This window comes from Streptomyces sp. NPDC101118, assembly GCF_044759445.1.
In the GTDB taxonomy this organism is placed as follows: domain Bacteria; phylum Actinomycetota; class Actinomycetes; order Streptomycetales; family Streptomycetaceae; genus Streptomyces.
In genome coordinates, this window is the sequence record NZ_JBIVZG010000001.1 from 647,492 (window position 1) to 661,920 (window position 14,429).

The 14,429-nt window shown below is 74.8% G+C and carries 9 protein-coding genes; 8 read left to right on the forward strand and 1 reads right to left on the reverse strand.

Going from position 1 to position 14,429, the window contains the following annotated elements:
* From nusA to ACIQUQ_RS02885, 8 genes are all read left to right on the forward strand, one after another.
* On the forward strand, window positions 1-984 hold the full coding sequence (nusA, locus tag ACIQUQ_RS02850) for a transcription termination factor NusA (protein WP_399952701.1): 984 nt from the start codon (window positions 1-3) through the stop codon (window positions 982-984).
* A 132-nt stretch (window positions 985-1,116) separates the two neighbouring features.
* Window positions 1,117-1,392: a YlxR family protein gene (locus ACIQUQ_RS02855; protein ID WP_399952697.1), complete on the forward strand. Its 276-nt coding sequence runs from the start codon at window positions 1,117-1,119 to the stop codon at window positions 1,390-1,392.
* Window positions 1,393-1,543: 151 nt separating this feature from the next.
* Window positions 1,544-4,633 (forward strand): translation initiation factor IF-2, encoded by a 3,090-nt coding sequence (infB, locus tag ACIQUQ_RS02860; RefSeq protein ID WP_403970446.1) that lies wholly within the window; start codon window positions 1,544-1,546, stop codon window positions 4,631-4,633.
* Between the two features lie 177 nt (window positions 4,634-4,810).
* The gene (locus ACIQUQ_RS02865) at window positions 4,811-5,104 is read left to right on the forward strand and encodes a DUF503 domain-containing protein (RefSeq protein ID WP_399952690.1); all 294 of its coding nucleotides are present in this window, start codon (window positions 4,811-4,813) and stop codon (window positions 5,102-5,104) included.
* Between the two features lie 36 nt (window positions 5,105-5,140).
* Window positions 5,141-5,581, forward strand: a complete 441-nt coding sequence (rbfA, locus tag ACIQUQ_RS02870) for a 30S ribosome-binding factor RbfA (RefSeq protein WP_399952687.1) — start codon at window positions 5,141-5,143, stop codon at window positions 5,579-5,581.
* Window positions 5,578-6,483 (forward strand): tRNA pseudouridine(55) synthase TruB, encoded by a 906-nt coding sequence (truB, locus tag ACIQUQ_RS02875; protein WP_403970449.1) that lies wholly within the window; start codon window positions 5,578-5,580, stop codon window positions 6,481-6,483. Before rbfA ends, truB begins: the two co-directional genes overlap by 4 nt.
* A 411-nt stretch (window positions 6,484-6,894) precedes the next feature.
* Window positions 6,895-9,834: a serine protease gene (locus ACIQUQ_RS02880; RefSeq protein ID WP_403970452.1), complete on the forward strand. Its 2,940-nt coding sequence runs from the start codon at window positions 6,895-6,897 to the stop codon at window positions 9,832-9,834.
* Window positions 9,835-9,975: 141 nt separating this feature from the next.
* On the forward strand, window positions 9,976-10,932 hold the full coding sequence (locus tag ACIQUQ_RS02885; protein WP_403970455.1) for a bifunctional riboflavin kinase/FAD synthetase: 957 nt from the start codon (window positions 9,976-9,978) through the stop codon (window positions 10,930-10,932).
* 75 nt (window positions 10,933-11,007) lie between these two features.
* Here ACIQUQ_RS02885 and ACIQUQ_RS02890 read toward each other — a convergent pair whose 3' ends face one another.
* A complete protein-coding gene (locus tag ACIQUQ_RS02890; RefSeq protein ID WP_403970458.1) occupies window positions 11,008-14,274 on the reverse strand; it encodes an SCO5717 family growth-regulating ATPase in 3,267 nt (1,088 codons plus the stop codon).
* Between the last annotated feature and the right edge of the window lie 155 nt (window positions 14,275-14,429).

Here is a 14,429-nt window from a genome sequence, read left to right on the forward strand (position 1 = left end):
GTGGACATCGACATGAGTGCCCTGCGGGGTCTGGTCAGGGAGAAGGAGATCTCCTTCGATCTGCTGGTCGAGGCGATCGAGTCGGCCCTCCTCATCGCGTACCACCGCACCGAGGGAAGCCGCCGCCGCGCCCGCGTCGAGCTGGACCGCACCAACGGTCACGTGACGGTGTGGGCGAAGGAGGACCCGCAGGACCTGGAGGAGGGGCAGGAGGCGCAGGAGTTCGACGACACCCCGTCGGGCTTCGGCCGGATCGCCGCCACCACCGCGAAGCAGGTCATCCTGCAGCGTCTGCGCGACGCCGAGGACGACCTGACCTTCGGCGAGTTCGCGGGCCGCGAGGGCGACGTCATCACCGGCGTCGTCCAGCAGGGCAAGGACCCCAAGAACGTCCTCGTCGACATCGGCAAGCTGGAGGCCATCCTGCCCGTGCAGGAGCAGGTCCCCGGCGAGGAGTACACGCACGGCCTGCGCCTGCGCACCTACGTGGTCCGCGTGGCCAAGGGTGTCCGCGGCCCGTCCGTGACGCTGTCGCGCACCCACCCGAACCTGGTGAAGAAGCTGTTCGCCCTGGAGGTCCCGGAGATCGCCGACGGCAGCGTCGAGATCGCCGCGATCGCCCGTGAGGCCGGCCACCGCACCAAGATCGCGGTGCGTTCCACCCGTTCGGGCCTGAACCCCAAGGGCGCCTGCATCGGCCCGATGGGCGGCCGGGTGCGCAACGTGATGGCGGAGCTGCACGGCGAGAAGATCGACATCGTCGACTGGTCGGACGACCCGGCGGAGATGGTCGCGAACGCGCTGTCACCCGCCCGGGTGAGCAAGGTCGAGATCGTCGACCTGGGCTCGCGGTCCGCCCGCGTGACCGTCCCCGACTACCAGCTGTCGCTGGCCATCGGCAAGGAGGGCCAGAACGCCCGCCTCGCCGCGCGGCTCACCGGCTGGCGCATCGACATCCGGCCCGACACCGAGCCGGCGGAATAAAACCGCTACCGGCCGGGGTTACCCGGCCGGTAGACAGGTGTCACCCGGCGGTGCCGGGTGCTGTCCATCGACAACATCCGTTCGATTTCTCGCCCAAAGGGGTGAGGTCGGTACGGGGAGGTAGACTTAAGAGTGTCTGGCCGGACGCATGCCCGCGCATGCCCTGAGCGCACCTGCGTGGGGTGCCGGGAGCGAGCGGCCAAGAACGATCTGCTGCGGATCGTGGTGAGCGGGGACGAGTGCGTCCCCGACCGTCGCGGTACGCTACCCGGCCGGGGTGCGTATCTGCATCCCGCCGTGGTCTGCCTCGACCTGGCGGTCCGCCGCCGGGCGTTCCCCAGGGCCCTGCGGGTCCAGAGGGCGCTCGACACGGCGGAACTGCGCAAGGCCGTTGAGGCGACACCGTAAGAAGAAGTACGGCACGGACTACCCCCGTGCGGTCAGGTACCTCGCGAGTTGGAAGTAGGTCGAGATTGCGATGAGCACTCGATGAGTACGCGATGAGTACGCCCATGAAGTAGCGACGGTCCGGCGGTAACCCGGACCTAAAAGGAGCGAAGTGGCTAAGGTCCGGGTATACGAACTCGCCAAGGAGTTCGGGGTTGAGAGCAAGGTCGTCATGGCCAAGCTCCAAGAACTCGGTGAATTCGTCCGTTCGGCGTCCTCGACGATCGAGGCGCCCGTTGTACGCAAACTGACCGACGCTCTGCAGGGTCCCGGCGGCGCCGGCAAGACCCCTGCGAAGCCCGGTGCGCCCCGCAAGACGGCGCCCTCTCCCGCGAAGCCGGCGGCCCCCGCGCCGTCCCCGGCTGCCGCGGCACGTCCTGCTGCCCCGAAGCCCGGCGCCCCGGCCCCCAAGCCGGCCGCTGCCGAGGCCCCCGCGGGCGGCGCTCCGGTGACCCCGGCCGCCTCCGGCCCGCGTCCCGGTCCGAAGGCTCCGGCCCCGAAGCCGGCTCCGGCCGCTCCGGCCCCGGTCGCCGCGGAGTTCCAGGCGCCTCCGGCGGCTCCGGCCGCCTCGCGTCCGTCCGCGACCCCGGGCCCGCGCCCGACCGGTCAGCGTCCGGCCGCCTCCGGCCAGGGCGGTGCCCGTCCCGGCGCCCCGCGTCCGGCCGGTGCGACCCCCGGTGCCCAGGCCCCCCGTCCGGGTGGCGCCCAGGCCCCGCGTCCCGGTGGTGCCCGTCCCGCGGGTCCGCGTCCGGGCAACAACCCCTTCACCTCCGGCGGCTCCACCGGCATGGCGCGCCCGCAGGCGCCCCGTCCGGGCGGCGCGCCGCGCCCCGGTGCCCCCGGCGCCGGTGCTCCCGGCCCGCGCCCGCAGGGCGGTCCCGGCGGTGCCCCGCGTCCGCAGGGCGCCCGTCCCACTCCCGGTGGCATGCCCCGTCCGCAGGGCGGCGCCCCGCGTCCGGGCGGTGCTCCCGGCGGTAACCGTCCGAACCCGGGCATGATGCCGCAGCGTCCCGCTGCCGGCCCGCGTCCGGGCCCCGGCGGCCGTGGCCCCGGTGGCCCCGGCGGCCGTCCGGCCGGTCCCGGCGGTGGCGGCGGCGGTCGTCCCGGCTTCGCCGGTCGTCCGGCAGGTCCGGGCGGCGGCGGTCGTCCCGGCGGCGGTGGCGGCGGCTTCGGCGGTCGTCCCGGTGGCGGCGGCGGTGCTCCCGGCGGTGGCGGCGGCTTCGGCGGTCGTCCCGGCTTCGGCGGCCGTCCCGGCGGCCCGGGTGCCCGTGGCGGCACGCAGGGTGCCTTCGGCCGTCCCGGCGGTCCGGCCCGTCGCGGCCGCAAGTCGAAGCGTCAGAGGCGCCAGGAGTACGAGGCCATGCAGGCCCCGTCCGTGGGCGGCGTGATGCTGCCCCGCGGCAACGGCGAGACCGTTCGCCTGTCGCGCGGTGCGTCCCTCACCGACTTCGCGGAGAAGATCAACGCCAACCCGGCGTCGCTGGTCGCGGTCATGATGAACCTCGGCGAGATGGTCACTGCCACGCAGTCCGTCTCCGACGCGACCCTCCAGCTCCTCGCGGGCGAGATGAACTACGAAGTTCAGATCGTCAGCCCGGAGGAGGAGGACCGCGAGCTGCTCGAGTCCTTCGACATCGAGTTCGGCGAGGACGAGGGTGGCGAGGAGTTCCTCGTCGCGCGTCCGCCGGTCGTGACCGTCATGGGTCACGTCGACCACGGCAAGACCCGACTCCTCGACGCGATCCGCAAGACCAACGTGGTCGCGGGCGAGGCCGGTGGCATCACCCAGCACATCGGTGCCTACCAGGTCTCCACCCAGGTCAACGACGAAGACCGCAAGATCACCTTCATCGACACCCCGGGTCACGAGGCGTTCACCGCCATGCGTGCCCGTGGTGCCAAGTCGACCGACATCGCGATCCTCGTGGTGGCGGCCAACGACGGTGTCATGCCGCAGACGATCGAGGCCCTGAACCACGCCAAGGCGGCCGACGTGCCGATCGTGGTCGCGGTCAACAAGATCGACGTCGAGGGTGCCGACCCGGTCAAGGTGCGCGGTCAGCTGACCGAGTACGGCCTGGTGGCCGAGGAGTACGGCGGCGACACCATGTTCGTCGACATCTCCGCCAAGCAGGGTCTGCACATCGACTCCCTGCTGGAGGCCGTGGTCCTCACCGCGGACGCCTCGCTCGACCTGCGGGCCAACCCGGAGCAGGACGCGCAGGGTATTGCGATCGAGTCCCACCTCGACCGCGGCCGCGGTGCCGTCTCGACCGTCCTGGTCCAGCGCGGAACGCTGCGCATCGGCGACACGATGGTCGTCGGCGACGCGTACGGCCGCGTCCGGGCGATGCTCGACGACAAGGGCAACAACGTCGAGGAAGCGGGTCCGTCGACCCCCGTCCTGGTCCTGGGTCTCACCAACGTCCCCGGCGCCGGCGACAACTTCCTCGTCGTCGACGAGGACCGCACGGCCCGCCAGATCGCCGAGAAGCGCGCGGCGCGCGAGCGCAACGCCAACTTCGCCAAGCGCACCCGCCGGGTGTCCCTCGAGGACCTCGACTCGGTGCTCAAGGCCGGTCTGGTCCAGGAACTCAACCTCATCATCAAGGGCGACGCGTCCGGTGCGGTCGAGGCCCTGGAGAGCTCGCTGCTCCAGCTCGACGTCGGCGAAGAGGTCGACATCCGCGTCCTGCACCGCGGTGTGGGTGCGGTCACGGAGTCGGACATCGACCTGGCCATGGGCTCCGACGCCATCGTCATCGGCTACAACGTCCGTGCGGCCGGCCGTGCCGCGCAGATGGCCGAGCGCGAGGGTGTCGACGTCCGCTACTACTCGGTGATCTACCAGGCCATCGAGGAGATCGAGGCGGCCCTCAAGGGTCTGCTCAAGCCGGAGTACGAAGAGGTCGAGCTCGGCACGGCGGAGATCCGCGAGGTCTTCCGCTCGTCCAAGCTGGGCAACATCGCCGGTGTCCTGGTCCGGTCGGGCGAGGTCAAGCGCAACACCAAGGCGCGCCTCCTCCGCGACGGAAAGGTCATCGCGGAGAACCTCACCATCTCCGGTCTGCGCCGCTTCAAGGACGACGTCACCGAGATCCGCGAGGGCTTCGAGGGTGGTATCAACCTCGGAAACTTCAACGACATCAAGATCGACGACGTCATCGCGACGTACGAGATGCGCGAGAAGCCGCGCGGCTGACGCCCGGCTGTTCGTACTGGGGCACTTCCCGGCGTGAGCCGGGGGATGTCGTGACCGGGGCCGGTCGGCGGAATTTCCGTCGATCGGCCCCGGCCGTTGCGTGTACGGTTTGGATGTTCCTGCCAAGCGACGGCTGGCGGACCACCGAACCCGAACCGGCGGGACATCCGGATCTGCATGTACGTGGGGACTCTGTCCTTCGACCTGCTCCTCGGCGACGTACGTTCGCTGAAGGAGAAGCGCTCCATCGTCAGGCCCATCGTTTCCGAGCTCCAGCGGAAGTTCTCCGTGAGCGCGGCCGAGGTCGGCGACCAGAACCTCCATCGCCGGGCCCATCTGGGGGTCGCCATGGTGTCGGGGGACGTGGGGCACCTGTCGGACGTGCTCGACCGCTGTGAGCGACTGGTCGCGGCACGTCCTGAAGTGGAGCTGCTGTCGGTGCGCCGACGCCTCCACGGTGATGAAGACTGAACTGCTTGACTTGCAAGAAAAGAAGGAGACGGACCAGTGGCCGACAACGCGCGGGCGAAGAAGCTGGCAGACCTCATCCGGGAGGTGGTCGCCGAGAAGCTGCAGCGTGGCATCAAGGACCCGCGGCTCGGTACGCACGTGACCATCACGGACACCCGCGTCACCGGCGACCTGCGGGAGGCCACGGTCTTCTACACGGTCTACGGTGACGACGAGGAGCGCGCGAGCGCCGCGGCGGGCCTGGAGAGCGCCAAGGGCATCCTGCGCTCCGCGGTCGGCCGCGCGGCGGGCACCAAGTTCACGCCCACCCTGACGTTCGTGGCGGACGCGCTCCCGGAGAACGCCAAGACCATCGAGGACCTCCTCGACAAGGCGCGCGCCTCGGACGCCCAGGTGCGGGAGGCCTCCTCCAACGCCACGTACGCGGGCGAGGCCGACCCCTACAAGAAGCCGGGCGAGGACGAAGCCGCGGAATGAGCAAGCACACCCCGACTCCGGACGGCCTCGTCATCGTCGACAAGCCGTCCGGCTTCACTTCGCACGACGTCGTGGCCAAGATGCGCGGTATCGCCAAGACCCGCCGCGTCGGCCACGCCGGCACGCTCGACCCCATGGCCACGGGCGTGCTCGTGCTCGGTGTCGAGAAGGCGACCAAGCTCCTCGGCCACCTCGCGCTGACCGAGAAGGAGTACCTCGGCACCATCCGCCTCGGCCAGAACACGGTCACGGACGACGCCGAGGGCGACATCACCTCGTCCGCCGACGCCTCGGGCGTGACCCGGGACGCGGTGGACGCGGGCGTCGCGAAGCTGACCGGCGACATCATGCAGGTGCCGTCCAAGGTCAGCGCCATCAAGATCGACGGCAAGCGCTCGTACACCCGCGTCCGCGAGGGCGAGGAGTTCGAGATCCCGGCCCGCCCGGTGACCGTGTCCTCGTTCCACGTCTACGACATGAGCGAGTCCGAGGCCGAGGACGGCACCAAGGTCGTCGACCTCATCGTCTCGGTCGTCTGCTCCAGCGGTACGTACATCCGGGCGCTCGCCCGCGACCTCGGCGCCGACCTCGGCGTCGGCGGGCACCTCACGGCGCTGCGGCGCACGCGGGTCGGCCCGTACAAGATCGACCGGGCGCGCACCCTGGACCAGCTCCAGGAGGAGCTGACCGTCATGCCCGTCGCGGACGCCGCCCAGGCGGCCTTCCCGCGCTGGGACCTCGACGAGAAGCGGGCGCGGCTGCTGGGCAACGGCGTCCGGCTGGAGATGCCGGACGAGTACCCGTCGGGGAAGCCCGTCGCGGTGTTCGGGCCCGACGGGAAGCTGCTGGCGCTGGTCGAGAGCAAGGGCGGCAAGGCGAAGTCCCTGGCGGTCTTCGTCTGACGACCCGAGAGGCCTGCCCCCCCCGGTGCCGTCCGGGGCGGGGGCAGTCCGCCACCGTGCCCGAGGAGGCCGGTCCGTACCAGGTACGGACCGGCCTCCTCGCGTCGGCGGGTGGGGCGGCTGCCGGTCCGGGGCGCCTGGCCGGGTGTCCCGTCCAGGACCTGGGCCCCGGCGGGGTCTTCGTACGCCGCGGAGCGGTGAGCGCACCCCCCTGTGCCGCTCACCGCTCCGCGTCCCCCTCACTTCCCCCCGCTCGGTCTCTATCCATCCGACACCCGCTATTCACCCGTCCGAGGAGGCGCTCGGAGTGAATGGAGGGAGCGTGAGGGGGCGCTTTGCGTGCGCGTCCTGTTCCGTCGATCTTCACCGGCCTAACGTCGTCCGTACGGGGAGACGGGGAGGTCGGTCGCGATGCGGGCTACGGGGGCCACGGCGGACGAGCCCGAGGGGGTGCTCGTGCGGATCCGGGACCGGGCCGGGCGGCCGTGGGGCAGCGGGTTCGTGGCCGACGACCGGGGCACCGTCCTGACCAGCCGCGCCGCCGTCACCGGCATCGACCCGCTGGTGCTGCACGGCCCCGGACGGGTCTGCGAGGTGGGCCCGGGGGCGGTCACCGTGCTGGGCGCGAGCGGGCTCGCGCTGGTGCGCACCGGGGGCGCGGACCTGGGCCTGCCGCCGCTGCCGGTCGCCGCGCGGGAGCGGATCGCCCCGGGTACGTACGTCCGGCTCGCCGCCCGCGGCTGGCGCCAGGCGCGGGTCCTCAGGGCGGGCCCCGAGCTGGACCTGGCCATCGGCACGGACGGGCGGGACGCGCTGCTGCTGGGCGGGGAGACGCGCGGCGGCCCGGTGCTGGACGCGGAGACCGGGGCGGTGCTCGCGGTGCTGGACGGCGGCCCCCGGGCGGTGCCGCTGCGTGCGGTGGAGCCGGACCGGGCGGGGGAGCTGGCGGAACTGCTCGCGAGGAACGCGGCGACCGTGCCGGCCCACGGCACGGAACTCAACCTGGCGGGAGCGCTGCGGCTCACCGGGATCACGCTGGGGGCTGCCGGCGGGGCGCTGTGGGGCGCGGAGTCCGGCGCCGTGGTGGAACGCGCGGCGATCGTGACGGAACTGGCCTGCTTCGAGGCGGGTGCGGCACCGGTGTGCGCGCTGGTGGGCCGCCCCGGTACCGGGCGCACGACCGAATTGGCGGCCTGGGCCGGCCGGCGCGTGCGGAGCGGGGCGCCCGCGCCGACGGTCTGGCTGCGGGGTGCGGACCTGATGGTGGGCGACCGTTCGGTGGGGGACGCCGTGGCGCGGGCCCTCGGGGAGGCGGAGCGGATCCTGGCGGACGGGGGTCCCGGAGCCGGAGACGGGGTGGGGGAGGGGGAAGGGCTCGCGGAGCGGGTGGCACGCCTGGCCGCCGGCGCGGGGCGGCCGCTGCTCGTGGTGCTGGACGCGCCCGAGGAGATGCCGGGGGCGCTGGGCCGGGTCCTGGACACGTGGTGGGACGGGAGCGTCGGCTGGCTGCGGGACGCCGCGGCGCGGCTTGCGGTGGGCTGCCGCCCGGAGTTCTGGGAGCGGGTCGGCTTCCCCGAGGCCGTGGTGGTGGGGCTGGGCGACCTCGCCGCGGGGGAGGCGGAGCGCGCCCGGCGGCTGTACGGGGTGCCCGACGGGGCCGTGGCCGTGCGGGACGCGGGACACCCGCTGACGCTGCGGCTGCTGGGCGAGGTGCGGGCGGCCGGGGTCACCGCGGGCTGCCCGGGCCGGGACGAGGTCTTCGCCGCCTACCTCGACCTGGTGTGCCTGCGCATCGCGGCCCGCCTGACGGACCGGGGCACCGACGGGGGTGCCGGTCGTCGCGCGGGGCCGTCCGGCCAGGCCGGAGAGGTGTGGGACCCCGGCACGGGGAGTGCCGGGGACGGCGACCCGTACGGGCGGTACCCGAGCCCGGGCGGCCCGGCAGGGGGATCCGACGCGGACCGGGCGGAGCCGGCCGGGGGCCGGGGTGCCGGCGCGCGGGAAGGCCGTGGGCGTGGTGGTGGTGCGGGTGGCGGGGCTGGTGTGGCGGCTGAGGAGTTCGGGAGCCGCGGGGCCGGTGCGCTCGGGAGCCGGGGCGCCGGCGTGCCCGGGGGCCCGGGTGCCGGGGCGGGCGCGGGGTGGGGTGGCCGGCAGGGTGCCGCGGGTGCGGGGGAGTACGGCGTGCCCGGGAGGGCGTACGGCACGCCCGGTGGGGAGCGCGGGGTGCGGGCCGCGGGGTCCCGGCGGATGGCCGCGCAGGTGGCGGCCCAGGTGCACGAGGCCGCCCGGCGCTGTCTCGGGCCCGGGCGGGGCGCCCTCGACCGCGCCGCCTTCGAGGCACTGTTCCCCCGCGACACCGGCTGGGCCGACGCCGTGCTCGCCGAGGGGCTGATCGTCCCGGCCGGCGCGGGCCACCGGTTCGCCCACGAGGCCCTGGCCGACTGGCTGCAGGGCGCCCACCTCGACGTACCCGCGGCACTGCGCATGATCCGGGACGCCGGGCCCGGCAGCGCCGGGGTCGTGCCCGAGCGGCTCGGGGTGCTGGTGGAGGGCCTCCTCGCGCTGCGCGGCGAGCGGCTCGTACCGCTGCTGGCCGCCCTGGCAGGGCAGGTGCGCGACGGCACCGCCGGGGAGGCCCGCTGGTGGGCCGTCCGGCTGCTGCGGGAGACGCTGCCCCGGCTGGCCGACCTCACCCCGTACGAGGAGGTGCTGCGCGCGCTGGCCCGCGTACCGTGCCCCGGCCTCGGCGGCCGGTTCTGGGAGCGGCTCCAGCTCCCCGAGGCGTACCGGCTGGACCTCCTGCGCGGGCTCGTGCCGGGCGACGGACCGCCCGGCGCCCCCGACCGCTACCTCGACGCCGTCGCCCGCCGGCTGACCGCCGACCCGCGGACCGTACAGCCGCTGCTCTGCGGCTGGTTCACCGACGAGACCCCGCTCGCCGCCACCCCCGGGGCGACCGTGGCCACCGCCGCTCAAGCCCTGCTGCACACCCACCGGTGCCTCGCTGTGGACGACCTCGCGGAGGCACTGGTCGAGCGGGCCCACCCCCGCGCCGACGAACTCCTCGCCGCCCTCGCCGAGGAGGAGCCCTCCGCCCTCTGCCGGGCCGTCGACCGGTGGGCCCACGACGCCCGCCCCGAGCGCCGGGTGGCCGCCGCCGCATACGGCCTCGCGACCGCCCCGTACGCGGTCACACCGGCCGACCGCGCCCTGCTGGGCTACGCCGCCCGGGCCCTGCTCACCCGCCCGGAGGAGACCGGCGCGCACGGCACGGCCCTGGCCCGGCTGGCCCTGGCACCGGCCGTGCCCTCCGCGCCCCCCGGCGGGGGCGTGGCACAGCGGCGGCGGTGACGGTGGTGACATCCCGCCGATACCGATGACGGCCGAGTGGCGCGGGCATGGCAGTCTTAGACCTTGGCGTCAGACGCACGGGCGAACGGCGCCGCCGGCACATCGGCAATCACTACAGGGTTCGGGCGAGGAGCGGTCACAGTGCAGCGCTGGCGTGGCTTGGAGGACATCCCCCAGGACTGGGGACGCAGCGTCGTCACCATCGGCTCCTACGACGGCGTCCACCGGGGACATCAGCTGATCATCGGACGGGCGGTGGCCCGGGCGCGCGAGCTCGGCGTGCCCTCCGTCGTCGTCACCTTCGACCCGCACCCCAGCGAGGTGGTCCGCCCCGGCAGCCACCCGCCCCTGCTCGCCCCGCACCACCGCCGTGCCGAGCTGATGGCCGAACTCGGCGTCGACGCGCTGCTGATCCTGCCCTTCACGGCGGAGTTCTCGCAGCTGTCCCCGGCCGACTTCATCGTGAAGGTGCTCGTCGAGGCCCTGCACGCCAAGGCCGTCATCGAGGGCCCGAACTTCCGCTTCGGCCACAAGGCCGCGGGCAACACCGACTACCTGGCCGAGCTGGGCGCCACGTACGACTACGAGGTCGAGGTCGTCGACCTGTACGTGAGCGGCGAGGCGGGCGGCGGCGAGCCGTTCTCCTCGACCCTGACCCGCCGTCTGGTCGCCGAGGGCGACATGACGGGCGCGGCGGAGATCCTGGGCCGCCCGCACCGCGTCGAGGGCGTCGTCGTGCGCGGTGCGCAGCGCGGGCGCGAGCTGGGCTACCCGACGGCGAACGTCGAGACGCTGCCGCACACCGCGATCCCGGCCGACGGCGTGTACGCGGGCTGGCTGACGGCCGACGGCGAGCGGATGCCCGCGGCCATCTCGGTCGGTACCAACCCGCAGTTCGACGGCACGGAGCGGACGGTCGAGGCGTACGCGATCGACCGGGTGGGCCTGGACCTGTACGGGCTGCACGTGACCGTGGACTTCCTGGCGTACGTGCGCGGGATGGCGAAGTTCGAGTCGATCGAGGTGCTGCTCGACGCCATCGCCGACGACGTGAAGAAGGCGCGGGAGCTGACCGAGGCGTACGACGCGCAGCGCTAGGCGCCGTTCCTCCACAGCGACACGGGTGAGGGCCCGTACCCCCCTGACGGGGTGGTACGGGCCCTCACCCGTTCCTCACTGCTGGGCCGGCGGCTGCGGCTGGGCCTGACCCGGCTGCGGCGGTGCCTGGGGCGGCTGCTGCTGCGGCTGGTGGGGTGCCTGGGGCTGCTGCGGCTGCTGCGGCTGCTGGGGCCAGCCCTGGCCGGGCTGGGGCGGGGCGGGGGGCCACTGCTGCGGGGGCGCGGGCTGCTGGGGCTGCCCGGGCCCCGCCTGCTGCTGGTACGGCTGCTGGCCGGGGTACGGCTGGCCCGGGTAGGGACCCGGCTGGCCCGGGTACGGCGGCTGCTGCGGGTGGCTGCCGGGGCCGGGGGCGGGCTGACCGTATGGCTGGGGCTGCGGCTGCGGGACCGGCTGGCCCGGGTAGCCCTGCGGAGGCATGCCGGGGTGGCCGGGCTGACCCTGCCGGCCGGGGTGACCCGGCTGTCCCCACACGCCGTTGGCCTGCTGCGCGCGGGCGAAGTCCTCGGCCACGAGGGTCGCGAGGTGGAAGTACGCCTCGCGGGTCTTCGGCCGCATCATGTCCAGGTCCACCTCGGCGCCGGCCGCCAGGTGTTCGTCGAACGGCACCACGACCACCCCGCGGCAGCGGGTCTCGAAGTGCTGCACGATGTCGTCGACCTTGATCATCTTGCCGGTCTCGCGGACCCCCGAGATCACCGTGAGGGAGCGGGAGACGAGGTCGGCGTACCCGTGGGCCGAGAGCCAGTCGAGCGTGGTGCTCGCGCTGCTCGCGCCGTCCACCGAGGGCGTCGAGATGATGATCAACTGGTCGGCCAGGTCCAGGACCCCGCGCATGGCGGAGTACAGCAGGCCGGTGCCGGAGTCCGTGAGGATGATCGGGTACTGCTTGCCGAGCGTGTCGATCGCACGGCGGTAGTCCTCGTCGTTGAACGTCGTCGAGACCGCCGGGTCCACGTCGTTGGCGATGATCTCCAGGCCCGAGGGCGCCTGCGAGGTGAACCGCCTGATGTCCATGTAGGAGTTCAGGTACGGGATCGCCTGGACGAGGTCGCGGATCGTCGCCCCGGTCTCGCGCCGCACGCGGCGGCCGAGCGTGCCGGCGTCCGGGTTGGCGTCGATGGCGAGGATCTTGTCCTGGCGCTCGCTGGCCAGGGTGGCACCGAGGGCGGTGGTGGTCGTGGTCTTGCCGACGCCGCCCTTCAGGCTGATGACCGCGATCCGGTAGCAGGACATCACCGGGGTGCGGATCAGCTCCAGCTTGCGCTGGCGCTCGGCCTCCGCCGCCTTGCCGCCGAAGCGGAAGCGGGAGCCGCCGGGGTTGCTGCGGGGCTTCTGCTTGTTGCGCAGCAGCCGCTCGGAGGACAGCTCCACCGCCGCCGTGTACCCGAGCGGGGCGCCCGGTACGGAGCGCTGGCGCGGGTCGTGCGCGACCGGCGAGGGCCACTGGGCCCCGGCGCGCGGGTCGGCGGCGTGGGGCGGCTGCGGGGCCGGGCCGGGGGCGGGTGCGGGAGCCGGGGCCGGCGCCGGCGCGGGCGTGGGGGCCGGGGCGGGCGGCGTCGGAGGTGCGGGTGCCGGTGCCGGGCCGGGGGCCGGGAAGCCGTAGCCGTGCGGGGGCTGCTGCTGGGGCGGGGGGAACCCGTACCCCTGCGGGGCCTGCTGCTGGGGCGGCGGGAAGCCGTACCCCTGCGGCGGCTGGGGTGCCTGCGGCTGCGGCTGCGGCGGGGCCGGGGGAAGACCGGCTCCGGACAGGTCTGCGGGCGGTACGGGCGCGGGGGCGCCCGCGGCCGGGTCGCCGGGCCGTACGGGCGGGGCGATCCGCATCGTGGGCGGCGACGCCAGGTCGGCGGACGGGTCACCGGGCACCGGCGGCACGGCAGGGGTCTCGGGCCCGGCGGGGTACGCGGGGGCGTCGGCGTGGCCGGCCGGGACGGCGGGCGCGTCGGGGCCGAACGGCAGGGCCGGGGCGTCCTCGGGCCCGAAGGGCGAGGTCCCGGCGTCGGCCGGGTGGGCCGGGGCGTCCACCGGGGCGGCCGGAAGGCCGGGCACGGCGTCGGCCGGGTCGGCGGCGAGCGCCGGCAGGTCCGGGCCGGTGCCCGGGTCGGGCAGCGGGCCGTCGGCGGCGTTCGGCGGGGCCAGCTCCTCGTCCGCGCCGTCGACGGCGTCGGGCGCGGGCAGTGCGGGACCGTCCACCGGTTCGGCGTCGGCGGGCTCGGGCGAGTCGGCATCGGCCGCGACGCCGGTCGTCACATCCGGCATGACGGGGCTCACGGCGGAGTCCGGCTCCGGCTCGTAGGGCGCTTCCGGCGCCGGACCGTCGGGCTCGTAGAACACCGCGGGCACCGCGAAGTCGGCCGGGTCGGGCGCCGGTTCGGCGTCCGCGTACGGCACGGGAACGGCGTCCGCGGGCTCGGGAGCGGCGGGCGGAGTGTCCCCGGGGGTGCCAGGTGCCGGCTCGGCGGAGGCCTGGACGGGGGCGGCTTGGGCCGCGTCCGCGGCGGCGTACGGGGCGGGTCCGGGCACGGCGTAGCCGGCCGGAACCGCGTCGACGGGCTCGCCCGGCGCGGGTGCGGGTGCCGGTACGGCGTCGGCGGGACCGGGGAACGGCGGCATCGCGGAGGCGTCCTGGCCGACGGGCACGGCGGGCGGCTGCTGGGCGGCCCAGGGGTTCGGCGCGTAGGGACCGGCCGACCAGCCGTCGGCCGGCTGCGCGGGAGACGGCGGTACGGGAACCGGCCCGGAGCCCTGCGGCGGCACGGCGGCGTACGGCTGCCCGGTACCGGCGTCGGCCGCGCCCGCCACGTGCGCGGAGCCGGGGTACGCGTAGCCACCCGGCGCACCGTCGGGCGCGTTGCCCGGTACGGATCCCTGGCCGGTGTTCGGCGGAACTGCGGCACCGGGTACGGGTCCGGCTCCCGGGAACCCACCGGTCCCCGGCGCGTGGCCGCCGGGCACCTGCGCGGCACCGGGCGCACCGTCGGGCGCGTTGCCCGGTACGGGCCCGTGGCCGGTGTTCGGCGGAACTGCGGCCCCCGGTACGGGCCCGGCCCCCGGCGCGTAGGCACCCGGTACGGGTCCGGCACCCGCAGCCGGTGCACCCGTACCCGCGTCCCGCGGCGCCCAGTTCGGCTCGAATCCGCTGCCCGGCGGCAGGCCGGGCACCGGAACGCCCGGCACCGGACCCGGCGCCGCGTTCTGCGTGTACCAGGCCGGCGGCGTGTAGTCGATGGTGAACTCGCCCGTCAGCTCGGGCTCCGCGTCGGACTGATCGTCCGTCGGGACGTCACGCGACCCGCCGCGGCTCTCGTTCCGATCGCTGTTCACAAATCCTCCTGCTCTGTCCGAGCACCGGCACTCGGTACTCGTATGGGCGCGCCCGGCACAGGCCTTGCCACTGAACCGTCTCCGAAACCGCCCCGGGCCGGGAGCATCGGCACCGAACCGTTACCGGCCCCGCACACCCCCGGGCTGCCCCTCGG